Source organism: Candidatus Dormiibacterota bacterium, from assembly GCA_035635555.1.
Classification (GTDB): domain Bacteria; phylum Acidobacteriota; class Polarisedimenticolia; order Gp22-AA2; family Gp22-AA2; genus Gp22-AA3.
In genome coordinates, this window is sequence record DASQAT010000054.1 from 48,799 (window position 1) to 68,290 (window position 19,492).

16 protein-coding genes are annotated in these 19,492 nt (G+C 68.0%); 12 read left to right on the forward strand and 4 right to left on the reverse strand.

Going from position 1 to position 19,492, the window contains the following annotated elements:
• The first annotated feature begins 132 nt into the window (after window positions 1–132).
• On the forward strand, window positions 133–3,915 hold the full coding sequence (locus tag VEW47_16220; protein ID HYS06726.1) for a kelch repeat-containing protein: 3,783 nt from the start codon (window positions 133–135) through the stop codon (window positions 3,913–3,915).
• Between the two features lie 17 nt (window positions 3,916–3,932).
• Window positions 3,933–4,403, forward strand: coding sequence for a hypothetical protein (locus tag VEW47_16225; protein ID HYS06727.1), 471 nt, complete (start codon window positions 3,933–3,935; stop codon window positions 4,401–4,403).
• Between the two features lie 11 nt (window positions 4,404–4,414).
• Here VEW47_16225 and VEW47_16230 read toward each other — a convergent pair whose 3' ends face one another.
• Entirely contained in the window at window positions 4,415–4,783 is a 369-nt protein-coding gene (locus tag VEW47_16230) for a hypothetical protein (GenBank protein HYS06728.1), read from the reverse strand.
• A gap of 176 nt (window positions 4,784–4,959) precedes the next feature.
• Between VEW47_16230 and VEW47_16235 the strand changes: the two genes are divergently transcribed.
• The 10 genes from VEW47_16235 to VEW47_16280 all read left to right on the forward strand — a co-directional run bounded on the left by VEW47_16235 (window position 4,960) and on the right by VEW47_16280 (window position 14,859).
• Complete coding sequence (locus VEW47_16235) at window positions 4,960–6,801, forward strand: amidohydrolase (protein ID HYS06729.1); 1,842 nt, start codon at window positions 4,960–4,962, stop codon at window positions 6,799–6,801.
• Complete coding sequence (locus VEW47_16240; protein HYS06730.1) at window positions 6,798–7,916, forward strand: host attachment protein; 1,119 nt, start codon at window positions 6,798–6,800, stop codon at window positions 7,914–7,916. The genes VEW47_16235 and VEW47_16240 overlap by 4 nt, the downstream gene beginning before the upstream one ends.
• A gap of 108 nt (window positions 7,917–8,024) precedes the next feature.
• Window positions 8,025–8,489, forward strand: coding sequence for an ester cyclase (locus tag VEW47_16245; GenBank protein ID HYS06731.1), 465 nt, complete (start codon window positions 8,025–8,027; stop codon window positions 8,487–8,489).
• Window positions 8,490–8,749: 260 nt separating this feature from the next.
• Window positions 8,750–9,190, forward strand: coding sequence for a nuclear transport factor 2 family protein (locus VEW47_16250; protein HYS06732.1), 441 nt, complete (start codon window positions 8,750–8,752; stop codon window positions 9,188–9,190).
• A gap of 18 nt (window positions 9,191–9,208) precedes the next feature.
• Entirely contained in the window at window positions 9,209–9,859 is a 651-nt protein-coding gene (locus VEW47_16255; protein HYS06733.1) for a hypothetical protein, read from the forward strand.
• Window positions 9,860–9,870: 11 nt separating this feature from the next.
• On the forward strand, window positions 9,871–10,845 hold the full coding sequence (locus VEW47_16260; protein HYS06734.1) for a quinone oxidoreductase: 975 nt from the start codon (window positions 9,871–9,873) through the stop codon (window positions 10,843–10,845).
• Between the two features lie 149 nt (window positions 10,846–10,994).
• The gene (locus VEW47_16265; GenBank protein HYS06735.1) at window positions 10,995–11,816 is read left to right on the forward strand and encodes a TPM domain-containing protein; all 822 of its coding nucleotides are present in this window, start codon (window positions 10,995–10,997) and stop codon (window positions 11,814–11,816) included.
• A 13-nt stretch (window positions 11,817–11,829) separates the two neighbouring features.
• Window positions 11,830–12,549 carry a hypothetical protein gene (locus tag VEW47_16270; protein ID HYS06736.1) on the forward strand — a complete coding sequence of 240 codons (720 nt, stop codon included), beginning with the start codon at window positions 11,830–11,832 and terminating at the stop codon, window positions 12,547–12,549.
• A gap of 22 nt (window positions 12,550–12,571) precedes the next feature.
• A complete protein-coding gene (locus VEW47_16275; GenBank protein ID HYS06737.1) occupies window positions 12,572–13,147 on the forward strand; it encodes a LemA family protein in 576 nt (191 codons plus the stop codon).
• A 2-nt stretch (window positions 13,148–13,149) separates the two neighbouring features.
• On the forward strand, window positions 13,150–14,859 hold the full coding sequence (locus VEW47_16280; protein ID HYS06738.1) for an FAD-dependent oxidoreductase: 1,710 nt from the start codon (window positions 13,150–13,152) through the stop codon (window positions 14,857–14,859).
• A 5-nt stretch (window positions 14,860–14,864) separates the two neighbouring features.
• On the opposite strand, the gene VEW47_16285 is transcribed toward VEW47_16280, so the two are convergent.
• From VEW47_16285 to VEW47_16295, 3 genes are read right to left on the reverse strand one after another with little or no spacing between them, the layout of a single operon-like run.
• Entirely contained in the window at window positions 14,865–15,968 is a 1,104-nt protein-coding gene (locus VEW47_16285; GenBank protein HYS06739.1) for a zinc-binding dehydrogenase, read from the reverse strand.
• Between the two features lie 10 nt (window positions 15,969–15,978).
• Complete coding sequence (locus VEW47_16290; protein HYS06740.1) at window positions 15,979–18,183, reverse strand: CRTAC1 family protein; 2,205 nt, start codon at window positions 18,181–18,183, stop codon at window positions 15,979–15,981.
• Window positions 18,156–19,487, reverse strand: coding sequence for a M48 family metallopeptidase (locus VEW47_16295; GenBank protein ID HYS06741.1), 1,332 nt, complete (start codon window positions 19,485–19,487; stop codon window positions 18,156–18,158). Before VEW47_16295 ends, VEW47_16290 begins: the two co-directional genes overlap by 28 nt.
• Window positions 19,488–19,492 lie beyond the last annotated feature (5 nt).

Genomic DNA, 19,492 nt, shown 5'->3' on the forward strand with positions numbered 1-19,492 from the left:
ACGGGAATGCGTCTTCGGGCCCGCGCTTCCTGCAACATTTCGGGTTGTTCCTGATCATCCCTTGGCGTATATAAGGGTCAATCGCGCCGGGCCGCGTCGGGCCCGGACCACCCGATCCGGAAGGAGCCCCGAATGAAACAGATCGCTCTCCTCGCTGTCCTGGTCCTCGTGACGGTTGGCCGCGTCGAGGCTGCCTGTCCGTCCGGCGCCGCCGCGCCGATCACGAGCGGGACCGGAGCAGCCGGTCTCCCTGTCGTGTTCAGCTTCAGCGATGGTCCCATCAACGCGGCGTTCTTCCTCCTCGGCGACGGTGATCGGAACAACAGCGGCACACTTGCGACGACGGACTGGCTGGAGAGGCTCGGCGATCTCGACGGGGACGGACGGATCGAATACCGCCTGCGCGCCCCAGGCGAGGGACCGGGAGGCTGGGGGGATCCGCGCACGATCGGCTGTCCTGCGACTGCGGCGTCGCCCTATCCGCCGCTGGTGGTGATCCTCAGTCAGCCGCGGGAGGATCTCGACCGCGACGGACTGTTCGACGTCTTCGAGGACATCAATCACAATCGCCAGCTCGATTTCGGCGAGGACCGCGATTTCGACGGCCGTCTGACCGGGCCCAACGGCTGCGAGGGGGTGACGCGCGAGGACCAGGACTGCGATGGACATCTCGACGTCTTCAACGAGGATCTGAACGGCAACGGCGTTCTCGATCCCGGCGAGGACAGGGACGGAGACGGCCGATTGGACCTCGTCAACGAAGATCGGAACCATGACCAAGTCTTGAACGACCGCCCCCTTCCACAACCAAGTGACGTGATGTTCGAGGTCCTGCCGGACGGGACGCATCGACCCCTGCCGCCCTACTACCCGTACACCTCGTTCCGTCCCGCCCCGGGCGGGCTGGTCGTCGCCTCGGTCGCGTGGAACGGTTCGGCGTACGACTTCGACGCCATCAACAGCCCGGCCCGCACGATCACAGGGACCGACGGCACCGTGTACCGCGCGATTGACGCCTCGCTGCGCGAGAACGTCTTCGGGTTCCGGGTCACGTCGGCGCGGGTCGATTACATCCAGTCCGCCGAGCGGTTCCGTCTCGAGCCGTCGGCTCCGGCCCGCGTCGATGACGCGGGGGGGCAGCGGGTCGTCTTCGACCGCTTCGCGGCGGCTCTCCAGACCATCGGATTTCCACAGCCCAGCCAGCATTTCCTGGAGACCGGGACGACGGCGGCCGAGGTTCCGATGACGGGCGGCTTCCTGTCGGTCGCCCCTGTACCCAACGGCGTGGTCGCCTCGCTCGAGGGAGGGATTCGATCGAGCGGCTCCGATGCCTTCCTCCAGGGCCTCGCGGTGCTGCCGACCGTCCGGGTGAAGACGCTCGACCAGGACATGGACACCTGGCTGCTGCCTTACGATATCTGCCCGACCGTCCCGGCTTCGATAGTTCTGGGATTCCAGCCTGATGCGAATCTCGACGGTGTCGGGGATGCCTGCGACCCTACGCTCGATCCGCTGGCGATCATCGATCACTCCTGGACAACTCTTGTGACTTCGGTCAATCCGGGGGAACGCAGGGGCGCGGCGGCCGCTTATGACGCGAGCCGGGGCGTGATCGTCCTGTTCGGCGGCTCGGACGACACGGCGACGTGGGAGTACGACGGCACGACCTGGACGAGCCTCCAGACACCGTTGGCCCCGGACGCCCGCGCTGGTCACCGGATGGTCTACGACGATACGAACCGGCGTGTCCTTCTGTTCGGTGGAACCCGTTTCGCAGGCGGCGCGCTCAACGATCTCTGGCAGTACACCGCCTCGTCGTGGAGAAGAATCGACACGCCGATAGCACCGCCGCCCCAGTCCCCTGAGACCATCCTTCCCGGGGCTCCGGTCACACCGTCGTTCGGCATGACTTACGACTCGGCCCACCGACTGCTGGTCCTGTTCGGCGGCAGGGCGGATGGACGGACCTGGGTGTTCGACGACAAACTCTGGAGAGTCGCGCCGAGCCCCCGATCGCCGCTTCCCCGCAACGAGCCGCAGATGGTTTATGACCCGGTGCGTCAGCTCACCGTTCTGCACGGCGGCATCGACCTCTTCCAATTCGCACCCTCGCCGCGTCTGTTCAACGACACCTGGGAGTTCGACGGCGCCGTCTGGCAGCCGGTCGACGCCCAGGGGGACCTGCCTCCCAACTGGGGCGGGGCGACGGCCTACGATCCTGTCCGCCGGCGGGCGATGAACAACGGGGGGGTGTTCGAGAGGCTGATCTTGAATTGCTCTCCATTTGGAGGGTGCACCTTATTCCGCGTTTTCCAGCCCGGCACAGGAACGCGCGTTTACGACGGCACGGGCTGGTCGATCGTTCCGACGCGACCGACCGGCGATTCGGGAGAAGGGATCGCGTCCGCCTATGATGGCGCCCGCGATCGCATGTTCGTGTACGGTGGAGACAATCTGCCGGGACGGCAGGCTGAATATCTCCAGCCCGTCGACGACGACGGCGACGGGATCGAGAGCATGCGGGACAACTGCCCGCTCGCCGCGAACCCCGACCAGGCCGACGGCGACCACGACGGCTTCGGTGATGTCTGCGACAACTGCCCCGGCGTCGCCAACCCGACGCAGCGCGATCTCGACCGCGACCATCTCGGCGATGCCTGCGACGACGACATCGATGGAGACGGCGTGGCGAACCGCGACGATGCCTGCCCGGCGTCGTACGTGGACGGCCGCCCGTCGGCATCGATCGGGGGCGGCGGCGGGCCGGACAGCGACGGCGACGGCATCGCCGACGATTGCGACGCCTGCCCGCACGATCCCGCCAACGACGCCGATCGGGACGGGATCTGCGGCGATGTCGACAATTGCCCCACGACCTTCAACCCGCTCCAGGACGACACCAATCACGATGGCTCGGGGGACGCCTGCCAGCCGACTCTGTTCCTCGGAAACGTTCAGCAGGACGGCGGATCGACGCTCGAGGTCATGGCCCGCGCGTTCGACCCCAACGGAGATCTTCTGTCCGGCTCGATCGAGTTCTTCGAGCATGACACGTTCACGCTGCGAACGCTCGATCCGTCCAGCCCGAACCCATGCGCGACCGACGCGTACCCACCGGGGACGCCGGGGGTTGGAATCGGCTATTTCGCAAATCCTGAAGGAGGCGCGGTTCTCTTCGATATCGATTCGCAGCTGGGCGAGGCGTTCCCCGGCCTGGTGTGCAGCGACGGTCAACCGGACTACGCGACGGCCCTGGGGACCTGCAACTCTCCGTTGTCGGGTCCGCAACTCCTCCTCACTGTCTACCAGGCGCCCACGGTCATCTGCATCGGCCGTTTCGACCCGCGCACGGGGGACTTCCTCTTCGGCACGCCGCGCACCGATCTGACGGTGGTCGCCATGGACGCCCAGACGATCCAGCTCTTGAACGTACTGCGGGCGCCCTCGTGGACCATCCCCTTCTCCTCCGGCCTGCCGCAGACGAGCCCGCTCGCAAACCTCCTGCCCGGCGTCACCTATCGCATGATCATCACGGTGACCGACGGCTCGACCGTGCCGGTCACGGCGGAGGCTATCGTCCTGTATCAGGGCGAACAGCAACTGGTCATCGACGACGGCCAGCGGGTGACCGACCTCGGCGTCGACTTGAAGGGTGCGCCGGGCAAGGGCTCATGGCTCGTGAGCTGGCGCACCACGGGTGAGTTCTACGTCCGCGGGTTCAACGTCGTCGAAGTGGACAACAAGGGAAATCACGTTCGGCTGAATCCCGTGCTGATCCCCTGCCAGGAGTGCGTCACTGGACTGGGGGCCGATTACGCCACGGTCGTTCCGAAGCACAAGAGCGGTAAGAACATCTTCGTCGACATGCTGCTGACCGACGGGACGGTCCGGACCTTCGGCCCGGCCCGACCCTAGGAACGCGGGTTCCGACCGTGCCAGGAACCCTGTTCGATCGTGACGCACCGAAGACCGTTCGGGCGGGCGTGGTTTGCCTGTTCGCGGCGAACGTGCTCGATTTCGTCCAGTCACTCTCGAGGCAGTGGGCCGGCGGAGGGCCGGGGCCGGGCCTGTGGCAAGGCATTCTGAGACCAATCCTCGGGCTCGTCGTCGGCCTCGTCTGGGCGTGGGGCATCGGGCAGATGCTCGGTCTGTTCTATTGGTTCTGGGTCGTCCTGATGGTTCTTGCCGCCGCCCTCGTCCTGGTCATGCTCGGTCTCTCCGTTTTCGGACTCGGATCGGGCTTCGCGGGACACGAGTGGACCCCGCCCGACGTCTTAGGGTTGGTCTTGATCCTGACGGCGGTCATTCTTCTGCTGTCGAAGCCGAGCCTGCGCGCCTACCGGAGCCACGGCCGACTCGTCTGGAAGAAGCCCGCCGCCGAGCCATCGAGCCCGGTGCGGTAGATCCGCCGGCGTCAGCACACATGCGCGTCGTCGATCGATTCGGGGGGCTTCCGGATCACCGTGATCTCCTCTTCCGTGGCGTGCAGGATCAGGTGCGGAAGCTGCGCGTACCAGACGTTCGATTTGGGGCACGCGAAGAAGAGGTAGTTGTCGCCAAGGCCGGGAGTGCGGAAGATCACCTCGTAAACGCCCTCGTCGACCTGCTCGGCCCATCCCTGCTTCTGCCTCCTGCCGGAAGACCCGAAAAGCAGGTACAGCAAAGGTCCGAGATCGGGCATCAGGCGGGCCCTCTCGGGATCGAACAGGCCGACGCGAAGCAGGAGCTGTTCTTCGACTTGTTGTCGTCTCTCGCTCTTCACCGGGACGATGTCGATGTTCATGGCATCCTCCTTACCTAGGTATCATCGCGCCGGGTTGTCGAGCAAGACCGATGCCAATCGGAATTCACGGGCGAAGCGGGATCGCGCGTCCGGACGGGTGAGCACACTGTCCTCTCCAGGAGATACCCGGCGCCGAATACGGCATGAAGTTGGTTCGTGATAACCTCGCGCGAGCGATGATCCGCAAGCGCGCTCGGCAAATCACCTGGGCCCTCGGCCTGTCGGCCGTCTCGTTGCTCGGCGCAGCCTCGCACCCGGTCGCCGCGCCGGCGAATCCGCGCGACGCCGACACGGTCCTGCTGAACGGCGCGATCCTCGTCTTCCAAGGAATCGAGCGGAACGACGGCGCGAGGCAGCCGAAGTTCGCGCAGGCCGTCGCGATCGCCGGCGGCCGGATCGTGTTCGTCGGCCCCGCTCGAAAGGCGAAGAAGTACGTCGGGTCCGCGACGCGGGTCATCGACCTCGAGGGGCGCATGGTCATGCCCGGCATCGTCGACGGGCATTTCCACGGCACGCGCCTCACCGACTGCGAGATGGGATATGCGGGCGGGACGGTGGCGCAGGTCCTGGCGAAGCTCCAGGCCTGTCTCGACCGGCCCGATCAGGCCGCCTTCAAGGGGACCAACGTGCGGATGGCGGCGACGCACATGTTCGGCGAGGCGATCGTGCCGCCCGGGACGGCGCTGACACGCGACGATCTGGATCGTCTGGACACGACGCGGCCCGTCACGGTCGACAACGCCGACGGACACAAGTTCTGGATGAACAGCCGAGCGATCGAAAACGCCCACATCGACAGGAACACGGCGACGCCGCCGGGCGGCCAGATCGGCCGCGACGCGGGCGCCAGACCGAACGGATTCTTCGCGGATCTCGACGTCGACGACTGGGGGGAGACGGCGCCCGTTTCGGAGGAGACCCGGGTCGACCTCGTGCGGCGGACGAACGCGGACGCCAATCGGATGGGGATCACGTCCGTCTTCGTGCCCGGCGGCGGCGAGGATGAGATCGCCCGTTGGGCGAAGGTCCAGGACGAAGGGAAGATGACGGTCCGCGCCAGTCTGGGACTGTCGGCCCCGTTCGTTCACGGCAACACCGACGTCGCCGACTTGCGGAAGAAGATCGCCGCCCTGGAGGACTACAAACGGTACGCGCGCGGTCTCATCGACGTGACCAGCGTGAAGGTCTATTGCGACGGCGTGATGGAGTACCCCGCCCTCACCGGTGCCATGCTGAAGCCGTACAACGTCAACGCCGGGACGCTCGAGACGCCGATCTGGCGCCCCGGTACCGCGAGAGGGCCGGACCCGTCCTGCTCCGACGCCAGACTGGGGTTCGTCGAGCTCGACAAGGCCGGCTGGCAGATCCACGTCCACGCGATCGGGGACCGCGCCACGCGGGACGCCCTGGACAATTTCCAGGCGGCGCTCGAGCAGAACGGCGCGCGCGATCTGCGCCACACCATCACCCACCTCGAGGCGATCGACAGCGACGACGTGCCTCGCTTCGCCCGTCTCGGTGTGGTCGCCAGCATGTCGATGCAATGGGCCAGGCGCGACGCCTACACGGTGAACGGTACTGTGGGGTACATCGACGACGTCCTGTACCAGCGTCTTTTCCCGGCCGCGGAGATCTGGCGGACCGGCGGGATCATCGCCGGCGGCAGCGACTACCCGGTCGATCCGCTCCTCCCCTTCGTGCAGATCGAGACGACCGTGGACCACACGGGGGAGGCCGTCCCCGGCGTCTTCCCCGGCGCGCTCAGCCCCAGGGAGGCCATCCCCGACCTGCTCGCCGTGATCAGGATGCACACGATCAACAGCGCCTACCAGATGCACCGGGAGCGGGAGTTCGGATCGATCGAGGCGGGCAAGCAGGCCGATCTGATTGTCCTGAGCCAGAACCTGTTCGACGTTCCCACGGAGAAAATCTCGGACACGAAGGTCCTGCTGACGATGCTGGGCGGGAAGGTCGTCTACAGCAACGCCGACGCCGGCCTCGGGAGGATGACGCCATGATCACCCGCGAACGCATCGAGACACTGGCCACATTCGACGCGCGTGGAGCGCGCGTCCTCAGCCTCCTCCTGGACCTCGACCCCGCGCGGCAGATCCGGCGCTCGTACCTGATCGCGTTCGACGATCTCGTCAAGGAGACGCGCGCGCGGCTGGAGCAGCCGGCGCGCGAGGCATTCCTGCGCGAGGCCGCCCGCGTCCGGACCTGGCTCGAGAGCGAGAAGCCGCGCGGGAAGGGGCTGGCGCTGTTCTCCTGCGAGCCGCAGGACTTGTGGCAGGCGCACTTTCTGCAGATCCGGCTCGAGGACCATCTCGAGTTCGGACCCGCGCCGGACGTGGCTCCCCTGCTCGAGGCCCTGGACGAGTACGAGGCCTACGCCCTGGCACTCGTCGACAAGGTGAAGGCGCGGCTGTTCGTCGTCTTCATGGGGGAGATCGAGGAGACGGACGCCTTCGCGGACTTGATGACGAGCGAGCGCGACCGGTCCGGCAGCCAGAACGTGCGCTCTCAGGGCCACCGCGAGGCCCATATCCACCGGCACCTGAAGCGCGTGGCGCAGCGACTCTCGGATCTCCTGGGGCGCCGTCGCTTCGACCGGCTGATCGTGGCGGGACCCGAGGAGACGACCAGCGACCTGAGGCGCATCCTGCCGAGACCGCTCGCCCATCGACTGGTGGCGGTGATCCCGGGCGAGATGTTCGCGAGCGCGCACGATCTTCTCGAGAAGACGCTGCCGATCGAGCGGAAGGTCGAGCGCCAGGTCGAGGAACGCGTCGTCGGGGAGCTTCTCGAGATGGCGGGGGGCGGAGGCCGGGCGACCCTCGGGCTGACGCCGACGCTCGATGCCTTGTCGCGGGGCGAGGTCCAGACCCTCGTGGTGGCGGATGAATTGCGGCTGGACGGCGCCGAATGCAAGGAGTGCGGGCGGCTTGATCCGGAGACGATCCCGACCTGCCCTGAGTGCGGCGCCGCCACCCGGCCGGTGCACGACCTCCTGCACCGGGCGATGCGCCTCGCCGTGGAGAAATCCGGCGCCGTGGAAGTCGTCCGAGGCGACGCGGCGCGGCGTCTTATGGAGTCGGGGGGCGGCATCGGGGCCCTCCTCCGCTCCCGCTGACCGCATGTCGACGACATTCCATGGAGGAGATCAACCATGTTCCCTGGTGCCGTGATGACGCGCTCCGGCGCGCGTGCCCTGCTCTGCCTCTCGGTGACGGTCCTTCTGATGGCGGGACCCGGAACCGCCGCCGGTCCTGACCCGGCCGTCAGCGCCCGCCTCGCCACCTTCGACGACCTGGACTTCAATGTCTTCACGCACCAGAAGTGGGACCAGCTGCAGCGGAGCCATTCCAGGGACATCGTCGTGCACTGGCCCGATGGGCACCAGACCAAGGGGATCGACAAGCACATCGAGGATCTCAAGGCGATGTTCGTGTACGCCCCGGACACGCGGATCCAGGTCCATCCGGTCAAGTTCGGCTCGGGTGACTGGACGAGCGTGATCGGAGTGATGGAAGGGACCTTCACGAAACCGATGCCCGCCGCCGACGGGAAGACGATCCCGCCCACGGGCAAGCCGTTCAAGATCGAGATGTGCACCGTCGGGCACTGGAAGGACGGCGTGATGGATGAAGAGTATCTGTTCTGGGACAATCTCACCTTCATGAAGCAGATCGGCCTCGGCCAGTAGAACTCCCGCCGTTGTCCGCTGCCGGGACAACACCGTCCCGCGATCGGACACGATGGGATGCGGGGACCTTCGCTTCGACGGCCAGACATCCCATCCGACGGCCGACTTCTACGACCGTGTCCTGCAGGGCCTCGCGTCGCGCGGCCAGCGTCGATCCGATCGTCGCCCTGCGCGAGGAGTAGCCCCGCCCGTCCCGCCACGCCGCGCGCCACGGATGCTATGATCGGGCGGCAACGTCCTCCTGGTCCGGAAGGAGACTCATGCACATCCTGGGCACGTGGATCGTCGCGATAGCCCTGGCAAAGAGGACCGTCGCCGCCTCCCGCGAGGCGGCCGACAGCCGGGAGCTGTCCCGGCTCGAGAGCGTGTGGAACGACGCCCACCTTCACGGTGACGCAGACGCCCTGGACAGGATCTGGGCGGAGGACTTCACCGTCACCGTGCCGAACATGCCAGTCATGACGCGGGCCGATGCGATCGGCGCGTTTCGATCGAACCGGCCGGGCTTCCAGCGCCACGAATCGTCCGACCTCGGCTTCCGGATGCACGGCGACGCCGCCGTGGTCACGGGGCGGCTCCGGCGAACGCGCAGCATGAACGATCAGACGGTCGAGGACGACTGGCGCTTCACGAAAGTCTACGTCCGGCACGGCGATCAGTGGAGAGTCGTGGCGTTTCACGCATCACCCGCCGCCTCGTAGCGGACGAGGAGGATCCCCGTGTTCGTCGGGCACTACGGCGTGAGCTTCGCGGCGAAGAAGGCGGACGCGTCCGTCCCGCTGTGGGTGCTGTTCGTCGCGGTGCAGCTCCTGGATTTCGCCTGGGCGCCGCTCGTCCTGCTCGGTGTCGAGAGGGTGCGGATCGTGCCGGGGTTCACCCGAACCAACGCCCTCGATCTTTACTACATGCCTTACACCCACAGCCTCGTCGCGGCGATCCTATGGTCGGCCGCCGCCTTCGCCGTCTACCGGCTGGCGGCGCGCGGGGGCAACATCGCGGCGCTGGTCGTCGCCGCCGCGGTCTTCTCCCACTGGGTCTTCGACCTGGTGGTCCATGTTCCCGACCTGCCGCTCTACGACGATACGGCCAAGGTCGGTCTCGGATTGTGGAACCGGCCGGCGACCGCCCTGGGCCTCGAGGCGGCGGCACTGTTCGGCGGCATGTGGCTGTATTTCAGGACGGGCGGCGCGCGCCGGCTCGCCATGGCCGCGTTCGGCATCGTCATGCTCGCGATCCAGGTGTACGTCTTCTTCGGACCTCCTCCGGCATCCGATAAGAGTCTGGCGGTCACGGCGTTCTCGGCCTATGTCGTGTTCGCCGTCGTCGTCCGGCTGCTCGAGGGGCCCCCCCGGAACGCGCCGGCCGTCTGACGGGGAAGAACATGCCGAAGGCGATTCGGTTCCACGCGAACGGCGGTCCCGAGGTCCTGCGCTGGGAGGACGTGGCGCTCGGCGACCCCGGACCGGGCGAGGCGCGCGTCCGCCACAAGGCCTGCGGCCTTAACATGATCGACGTCTACCAGCGCACCGGCCTCTACAAGGTCCCCCTTCCGGCGGTCGCCGGGAACGAGGGAGCGGGCCTGGTCGAGGCGGTCGGCCCCGGTGTCGTCCACGTCAAGCCGGGCGACCGCGTGGCCTACGCGGGCGGGCCGCCGGGATCGTACTGCGAGGTACGCAGCATGCCCGCCGACCGCCTGGTCATCCTGCCGGAGGGGATCGACTTCGAGCAGGGGGCCGCGATGATGCTCAAGGGAATGACGGTGCAGTACCTCGTCCGGCGGACCTACAGGGTGCGGCCCGGCGACACGGTCCTGTTCCACGCCGCCGCCGGCGGTGTCGGGCTGATCGCGTGCCAGTGGCTGAAAGCGCTCGGCGCGAAGGTGATCGGGACCGCCGGTTCTGACGAGAAATGCGCGCTCGCGAGAGAGCACGGCGCCGACGTCTGCATCAACTACCGCGCCGGGAGCTTCGCCGCGCGCGTCCGGGAGATCACCGGCGATGCCGGCGTGACGGTGGTCTACGACTCGGTCGGGAAGGACACCTTCACCGGCTCGCTCGACAGCCTGCGGCGCTTCGGATTGCTGGTGAGCTTCGGGAATGCCTCCGGCCCGGTGCCGCCGTTCGAGCTCGCGATCCTGGCGCAGAAGGGTTCGCTGTACGTCACGCGTCCGACGCTTCACAGCTACACGGCGAGCCGGGCCGACCTGGAGGCCACGTCGAAGGAGCTTTTCGACGTGGTGCTCGCGGGCCAGGTGAAGATCCGGATCGATCGGCGCTACGCCCTGAAGGACGCAGCACAGGCGCACCGCGATCTCGAGGCCCGCAGGACCGCCGGCTCCTGCGTGCTGGTGCCGTGACCCCCGCCGGGTCACGGCCGGTGGGATTCTTCTCCTTGAAACGGGCCACATCGAACGCGATCGTCGCGGATCGTCCGGCCCGGCGTCACCCTGGAAGGGCGGATTGACGCTATGATGCCGGCCGCGGTCCGTCAGGAGATTGAGCCCCCTTGAGAAGTACGACACCCGTCCGGCAGCACGACGATCGACGCCCTCGATCTTCCTCCAACCGGCTCGGCCCGGCGCTCGCGCCGGTGACGGCCGCGCTTCTGGCGTTGACCCTCGGAGCCGCGACGGCCGCGCCTCTGCAGCTGCCACCGCACGGCGACCGCTCGGTCCACGATCTCGCGGCCGTCCTGTCGCCGCAGACGCTCGAGGCCCTGGAGCGCCGGCACGAAGATCTGTTCCGGAAGACCGGCGTCGCCCTGATCGTGATCACCGTGCGGCGACTGGAGGACGAGACGCTCCCCGATTTCGCCGTCCGGGTCGGCAGCGAGTGGGGCGCCGGAAAGAAGGGCCAGGACAGGGGGATCGTCGTCGCGGCCACGACCGACGAGCCGCATGTCTTCGTCGCCACCGGGTACGGCGTCGAGGGCTTCCTGACCGACGGCCGCGTCGGCGGAATCCTGGATGATCATGTCGTCGGGCCGCTGCGGAACAGGAACTTCGACGCGGCGATGCTGCAGGCGAGCGGCCAGCTCGTCGCCGCCTGCGCCACCGAGTACGGCGTCACGATCGACGGGATCGAGCCGTCGGAGGCTCCACCGCGGCGCGGAGCCGGCGGATTTCCGCCCGCCCTGTTTTTCTTTCTGCTCTTCGTCGCCCTGTTCGTCTTCCGCGTGTTCATCATCCCTCGGGGCAGGTACCGGGGAGTGTGGTACGGTGGCGGCTTCGGCGGGGGTGGTTTCGGCGGAGGGGGCTTCGGCGGAGGCGGCGGTGGGTTCGGCGGCTTCGGCGGCGGGGGCTTCGGCGGCGGGGGCGCCGGGCGATGAAGAGGACGCGGGGATGAACCTGAAGACGGATCCGGTCCTGCAGGGGCTGGTGCAGGGTCTCGTGCAGGCGCTCGGCCCGCGGCTGAAAAGCGTCGTCCTGTACGGATCCGCCGCACGCGGGGATTCGCACGCGGCGGGGAGCGACTTCAACGTGATCCTCGTCCTGGAGTCGCTCGACCCGGGAACCCTCGAGGCGCTCGCCCCCGCGGTGAGGCGATTCGTCAAGAAGGACCACCCGGTCCCCCGGATGTTCTCGCCGGCGCTCATCGCCGCGTCGGCCGACTCGTTCCCGATCGAGTTCGCGGACATCCGTGACGGCCGGACCGTCCTGCACGGCGAGGACCCGTTCGCGGCAGTCGTCGTCGCGCGCGACAATCTGCGGCTGCAGCTGGAGCGCGAGATCAAGGAGAAGATGATGCGGCTGCGGGAGGCCTACGTCATGGCCCACGACAGCGACTCCGCCCTGCGACGTCTCCTCGTCGAGTCGTATTCCGCGTTCGCCGCCCTGTTCCGCGGCGGATTGCACCTGATGGACCGACCGGTCCCGTCGAAGAGCCACGACGTCGTTGCGGCGTTCTGCGACGCCACGGGACTCGCGCGCGCCCCGTTCGACGACGTGGCGCGCCTGCGCCGGGGCGAGAAGCCGGCCGTGGACCTCAAGACGGTGTTTGCGCGCTATCATGACCAGCTCACGAAGGCGGCCGACGGCGTGGACCGTCTGAGCACGTCCTGAGCACGCAAGGAGGCGAGACGAGATGAACAAGGGTCTGACCGGCTGCCTGATCGTCGGGGGGGGGCTCCTCCTCATCCTGGTGATCGGGGGGATGGTCCTCATGGGGACCTACAACACGCTGGTGGCGCAGAACGAGCAGGTCAACCAGGCGTGGGCGCAGGTGCAGAACGTCCTGCAGCGCCGCGCCGACCTGATCCCGAACCTGGTCGAGACCGTCAAGGGATACGCCACCCACGAGAAGGAAGTCTTCGAGAACGTCGCCGAGGCGAGAAGCCGCCTGGCCGGCGCGACTTCGCCGCGCGAGGCCGCCGCGGCCAACGCCGGCTTGACCTCTGCCCTCGGCAGGCTCCTGGCGATCGCCGAGAACTACCCGACGCTCAAGGCGAACGAGAATTTCATCCGGCTTCAGGATGAATTGGCCGGGACGGAGAACCGGATCGCCGTCGAGCGAATGCGCTACAACGAGGCGGTCCGGGCCTTCAACACCTCGATCAAGCGCTTCCCCACCAATTTTCTCGCCGGATTGTTCAAGTTCGGCGAGCGGGAGTACTTCGAGGCGGAGGCGTCCGCCCAGGAAGCGCCGAAGGTGAAGTTCTAGAGATGTCCGGTGCGCGCCACGTCACGCGGAGGCTGTTTCTCGGCGGCGGTCTCAAGGCCACGCTGGCCGCCGGTCTGGTGTCCCGGTTCTCCCTCCCCGGCCTGCTGGCGCAGACGGGCGCGCCGGGCGCGGCCGCGCGCGGCCCCGTGACCACCGGCGCGCGCGCCTTCGACGGCGAGCTGATCGAAGAGTCGTACTCGATCGCCCACCGGCTGCGCGACGGGACCCTGGAGATCCCCTCGACCCTCGTCCCCGAGGGGCCTCTGCACGACGCGATCGTCATCGGCGGCGGCGTGTCCGGCCTGATGGCCGCCTGGGAGCTGGAGCGCGGCGGCCTCGGGGACGTGCTCCTCTACGAGAAAGAAGATTACATCGGCGGGAACGCGCGCAAGGGCCACGCCAACGGCACCGATTACACCTGCGCCACCTGGTCGGTGGTGCGCCCCAAGGACAGGTTCCTGACGCGCCTCTTCCAGGATCTCGGCGTCGTCAAGGGGATCGCCGCCGACGGCACGCCGCGGATCGATCCCCGCCTCGTCGGTCCGGGTCCGGACGCCAACACCTTGATCGACGGGACCTGGTACGCCGACCCGTTGATGGGCGCCGACGCCTCCAAGGCGGTGCTGCGCATGCCCCTCCCGGAAAAGGACCGGAACGACGAGATCGATTTCTACAACGAGATGAACACCTGGGCGACGAAGCGCGGCAGGGACGGCAAGCCTGCGTTCGCGATGCCGGTGGAGGACGCCAGCCGCGATCCGGACATCCTGGCCCTGGACACGATCACGATGCTCGAGTACGCGAAGCGGAAGGGCTGGGGAGAGCGCGCCCTCGCCAACGTCGAGGACTGGAGCACCAGCGACATCGGCGGCACGTCGTCCGAGGTCTCCGCGTACGCCTTCCTGGCGTTCAACAGCCTGGGGCAGGGGGGCGAGGACATCACCCTGCCGGGCGGCAACGCCTGGCTGGCCGAGCGCCTGACGGACAAGGTGGGTCGAGACCGGATTCGCACCGGGTGGATGGCGGTGAAGGTCGAGAACCGCGGGGACGAGGTGCGCGTCGTCCTCGTCGATCAGCGCACGGAGCGCTTCTGCGCCCGCCGCGCGCGCGTCGCGGTCATCGCCTGCCCGAAGCACATCACCGGCCGGATGGTGCCGGAGCTCCTTGCGGCGGGGCGCGACACGTACCTGTCGTACCGCTACGGCGCTCTCCTCATGGGCGCCGCCTCGGTCAGGAGGACCCCGAGGCTCAAGGGGGCGCCGCTCGCCTGGTACAACGGGTCGCGCGGGCGCCTGGCCCAGGGGTTCCTGGTCGCCGACTACAACTCCGATCGCTGGCGCAAGGGGGACCCGGGCCGCCCGAACGTCCTGTGTCTGTGGGCTCCGCTCGGAGGCAAGGCGTCGCGCGCCGATCTCCTCGCGGAGCCCTGGTCGCACTGGGCCGATCTTCTGGCCGACGACCTCGAGGCGGCGCTCCCCGGCATCCACTCCGACCTGACGCGCCTGGACGTCTATGCCTGGGGGCACCACATGGTGATCCCGTCACCCGGGTTCCTGACCGGCGACGCGCGGCGCAACCTGACCCGCCCGCTCGGCCGCATCACGTTCGCCCACTCGGACCGCAACGGCATGCCGAGCTTCGAGCTGGCCACCCGCGCCGGCTTCGACGCCGCGCGCGAGGCGGCGGCCCTCGTGCGACCCGGGGCGTCCTAGATTCCTCAGCCGGACACCCGCGGATCGATGAGCGCCTTGATGGTGCGGAGATTCGCCACGTCGTCCAGGGCGCGGGCGGCCTCGCCGAGGGCGTAGCGCCGCAGCGGGATGCGCCCCCACGGCGCGGAGCGCGCGGGGTCGGCGGCGATCCGCGCGGCCCGGTAGAAGTGCGAGAAGTCCGACCCCCAGCAGCCCAGGACATCGAGCTGCTTCCGGTTCAGATCCGCGTGCGGGTTGAACGAGACGTCGCCGTGGTCCGTGTACTGCCCCACGATCACCACCCGGCCGGCGTCGCGCGTGAAGCGCATCGCCTGCACGACCGCCTCGGGCGCTCCCGCCGCCTCGATCGTCACGTCCGCGCTGCGCCCCGCCGTGCGTTCCCGGACCCAGTCGAGGCGGGCGCTCTCGTCGTGCCGCTCCAGGTCGAGCGTCGCGGCCGCTCCGACCGACCGCGCGGCCTCGAGGCGGTCGGCCGGCGCGCCGATGCAGAGCACCGTCCCCGCGCCCTGCATCAGGGCCACGGCGATCGAGGACAGGCCGACGGGGCCGCTCCCGAGGACGAGGACGGTGTCGCCTGGGAGGATCCCGGCGCGCTCGACAGCGTGCAGCGCCGTCGGCAGGGAGCAGCCGCCCGCCATGAAGCGCTCCGGCTCAGTGCTGTGAAGCGGGATGCACAGCGTGCCCGGCTTGAGGTGGATCGCCTCCGCCCAGCCGCCGCACGGACCGTCTTCCAGACCGTATGTTATGCCGTACACCTTGCGGCGCGGGCAGCGCGTCGTGGCCTTCGCCACCAGGCAGTACCAGCAGGAATGGCAGGTGCGGTGCACGTCGAGAAAGGTGACCCGGTCCCCCTCGCGCAGGGCCCGGCCGTCGACGTCCAGGAGCGGGCCGCGGATCCTCTCCAGCCTCCCGACCGAGACGTGCCCGGGTACGAGCGGGTACGGCACCCCCTCGAGTCTCCCGGCGTGCAGCGACACGTCGGTGCCGCAGACTTCGCTCAGCTCCACGCGCAGAAGAGCGGCCCCGGTCTCGAGAGCGGGCTCGCTGATTTCGCGCACCTCGATCGGCGCCCCGGGCGCGGGAATGACGGCGACACGCAGCTGGCCCATGGCACGTTCCTCAGAAATCGACGGCGGTCAGGGTGACCGGGGCGAGGGCCGGGTCCCCCTCGACGATCCGATAGACGCGATCCAGGGCCGCGTCGCGGAACACCTGGGTCGCCCCGGTCGCGGGCCAGCGAACCTCGATCGAATCGATGGAGGTGGCGCGGCCCAGTCCCATCTCCTGCTGCAGGCTGTTCCCCCCGAAGCTGCCGCCCGTGCCGCCCGTGGAATAGATGTCGCGCGGACCGGCCGTTGTCGTGACGCGCACCTTGAGGCGGCTGCCTATCGCCGATCGGTTCGACCGCCGGCCTTCCAGCCTGAGGGTGACGAAATGGTTCCCGTGTCCGGGATTCATGAACAGGACGGTCGGGGCCATGTCGCTCTCGAACCAGCCACCCATCTCCTCGAGGATGTCCTGGTCGCCGTCGTTGTCGATGTCGCCGAACGCCACGCCGTGCCCCTTCTGGAGATTGCCGACGTCGGCCGAGAATGTGACGTCCTGGAAGGATTTCCCCTCGGCGTTGCGGAACAGCCGGTTCGGGATCAAGGCACCCAGGGACGGCTCGCCGTCGCCGAAATAGACGTCGGGCCAGCCATCGTTGTCGAGATCGCCGAAGTTCGATCCCATCGGCAGCACGACGCGATCGAGCCGCACCGCGTGCGTCACGTCGCTGAACGTTCCATCGTGGTTGTTGCGGTACAGGCGCGGCATCTCGGTGCGCGTCGCCAGGCCGAGGTGCGCCGCGGCCAGGTCGCGCACGTCGGTCACCCGGTAGCCCGCGACGTAGAGGTCCTCCCAGCCGTCGTTGTCGTAGTCCCAGAACCAGGCCGAGAAGCTGTCCCTGGGACCGGTCACGCCGGCGGCAGCCGCCACGTTGGTGAACTGCCACTCCTCGCCGCGCGGCCCCGGCCGGGCCCTCCTGCCCTCGTTCCGGAACAGGAGATTGTCGCCGCCAAGTATGGAGACATACAGGTCCTGCCTTCCGTCGTTGTTGAAGTCGCCCCAGGCGACCCCCTTCACGTAGCCGAAATCGGTGTCCCCCAGCTCGACGGAGCGATCGGTGAAGGTGCCGTCCCCATTGTTGTGGTACAGCTCGCTCGGGTGCGGGTCCCCTGCCATCGATTCGTTGCCGATGAACAGATCGACCCGTCCGTCGTTGTCATAGTCGCCCCAGGCCCCTGTCTGCGTCGGATGGAAGCTGAGGACGCCGGCCTTCTCGGTCGTGTCCTCGAACGTTCCGTCGCCGTTGTTGCGCAGGAGCGAGTTGGGATACCGCCCCCCTTTCTGCATCCAGCCGCCCCGCAGGACGAAGACGTCGGGGTGTCCGTCGTTGTCGTAGTCGGCGTGGATGATGTTCAGGCCGCCGGTCTCGCCGATGAGACCGGCCGCCTCAGTGCGGTCGGTGAAGGTCCCGTCGCCGTTGTTGTGAAAGAAGTGGAGCTGGTCCTCCACCCCCATGGACGAGAGCATCACGTCGAGGAAGCCGTCTTGGTCGAAGTCCTCCATGATGGCGCCCCCCGCATGCCCCTTGATCGCGAGGCCGGCCTTGGGGGCCTTGTCGTAGAAGCGCCCGACGTCGTACTCGGAGGCGAAGGTCTTCGGCGGGATGAGCCATCGCGGCGGCACCTTGTCCGGATACTCCCCCAGCGTCATGGAAGCGATGTTCAAGAGCCAGCGCGCACCCAGGTCGTCCGGCTGGTCCTTCAGGACGGTGGTGAACTCGGCGATCGCAGATCGCGAGCCGCGCGTGAGGGTGTGCACGCCGGTCCCCCGGATCGGCGCCAGGCAGGAATCGGCGCCGTGGTGGGCGACGCAGTTCTCCTGCTCGCCCAGCCGCATGGAGCAAAGACCGAGGAAGTGGTGCGTCTGGACGGCCGGCGGCGCCTCGATCGCGTCGTGCGGATCGGGGTGCAGCAGCGACTGGCCGATCGCGATCGCCTCCTCCGTCCGCCCGGCCTTCAGGAGCTCGTCGGCCAGAAGCGGCAGGAGGGACATCTTCTGGCTGGGTGTCTTCTCGATGCCGGTCTTGAGCGCCGCCGCCCTCTTCGTATTCAGGAAGATGTTCTTCGCCGGATCGAGACCGTGCGTGATCTCGGCGAGCCGCTGCGCCATGCGCGCTTTGCCGCTCTCCCCGGGCGCCGGCTCCCTCGTCCCGCGGCATCCCGCGAGCAGGGCCAGCAGGCCCGCGAACGTTACGGCGCGCAGCCCTCCTGCTTGCACAGGATGCCTCCCGGCCCGTGCTCCGCCTTCCAGCGCATCGCCATCTCGATCCGGTTGCGGCCGCTCGGGTGGTCGAAGAACAGGTCCTCCTCCAGACCCCCCGGATCCATCTTGCGGTAGTCGCCGAGCTTCAGCGCGACCTCGGCGGCCCCGTCCGGCTGCTGCGCGGCGTTGAGACCGAACAGGTCCGCCTCGGCCTCCTCGATGCGGGTGGCCGAGTTGGTCACCGGCGTGAGAAAGAAGAAGTAGACGGAGAACAGCAGCATCAGGAGCGGCAGACCGGCCGGGTCTCCGGTGCCTCTCACGCCCCATTTCGTTCCGAACCGCCGCACGGCGCCGCCGAAGGACAGATTCAGGAAGACGAAGCCCAGGAACGTGATCAGACCGAGGAACGCGACCCCCTTGTAGTTGTGGTGCAGGACGTAATGCCCCATCTCGTGCCCCATCACCGCCTCGATCTCCTGCAGGCTGCAGCGCTTGAGCATGTTGTCATTGATGGTGATCCGGGTCGTGCCCAGAAGACCGCTGACGTTGGCGCTGACCCGGGTCGTCTGCTTCGAGGCGTCGACGACCCACACGTCATCGGCCGGAATGCCGTTGGCACGCGCCAGACCCAGGATCGGCTCGCGGATCGCCTTGTCCTCGAGTCGCGTGAAGGTGTTGAAGATCGGAAAGATGTAGACCGGCGATATCACCACGGCGAAGGCCAGGAACAGGATCGACACGAGGGATCCCCAGATCCACCAGTGGCGGGACAGACGCAGCACGAGGTAGAGCGGGACGAGGAGAATTCCGAACAGGATCAGATTGACCATAAACGCCTTCGCCTGGTCGCCGAGCCACGGGGCGAAGCTCTGGGTCGCCAGGCCGTACTTGTGCTCCCGGTAATACCCCTCGTAGACCACCATCGGGAACTGGGCGATGGTGATGGCGGCGAACATCTGCACCCAGTAGAGCAACGTGCGCGACCAGTTGAGCCCCCGCCCCAGCCGGCCCGCAATGCGCTCCGCGCGGTCGCGCATCGCGGCCGACCACCCCAGGTTCAGGAGAAGCAGGAGAACCGCGCTGCTGTAAAGGAAATCCCACAGGAGGAGCCAGTATCCGCCCTCGAAATAGGCGTCGGATTTCGCCTTCTTGTCGGGCGGCATCTTGGCCAGGTAGGCGGCGGTCGCCGTCTTGACGTCGAATCCTCCGCTCCCGGCCCCGCTCGTCCCCGGTCCTTCGGCGAACGCCGGACCCGCCCACAGGGCCGGTACGATCAGGATCAACACGGCGAGCAGCAGGCACGTTCGCGGTCGGTTCATGCGCA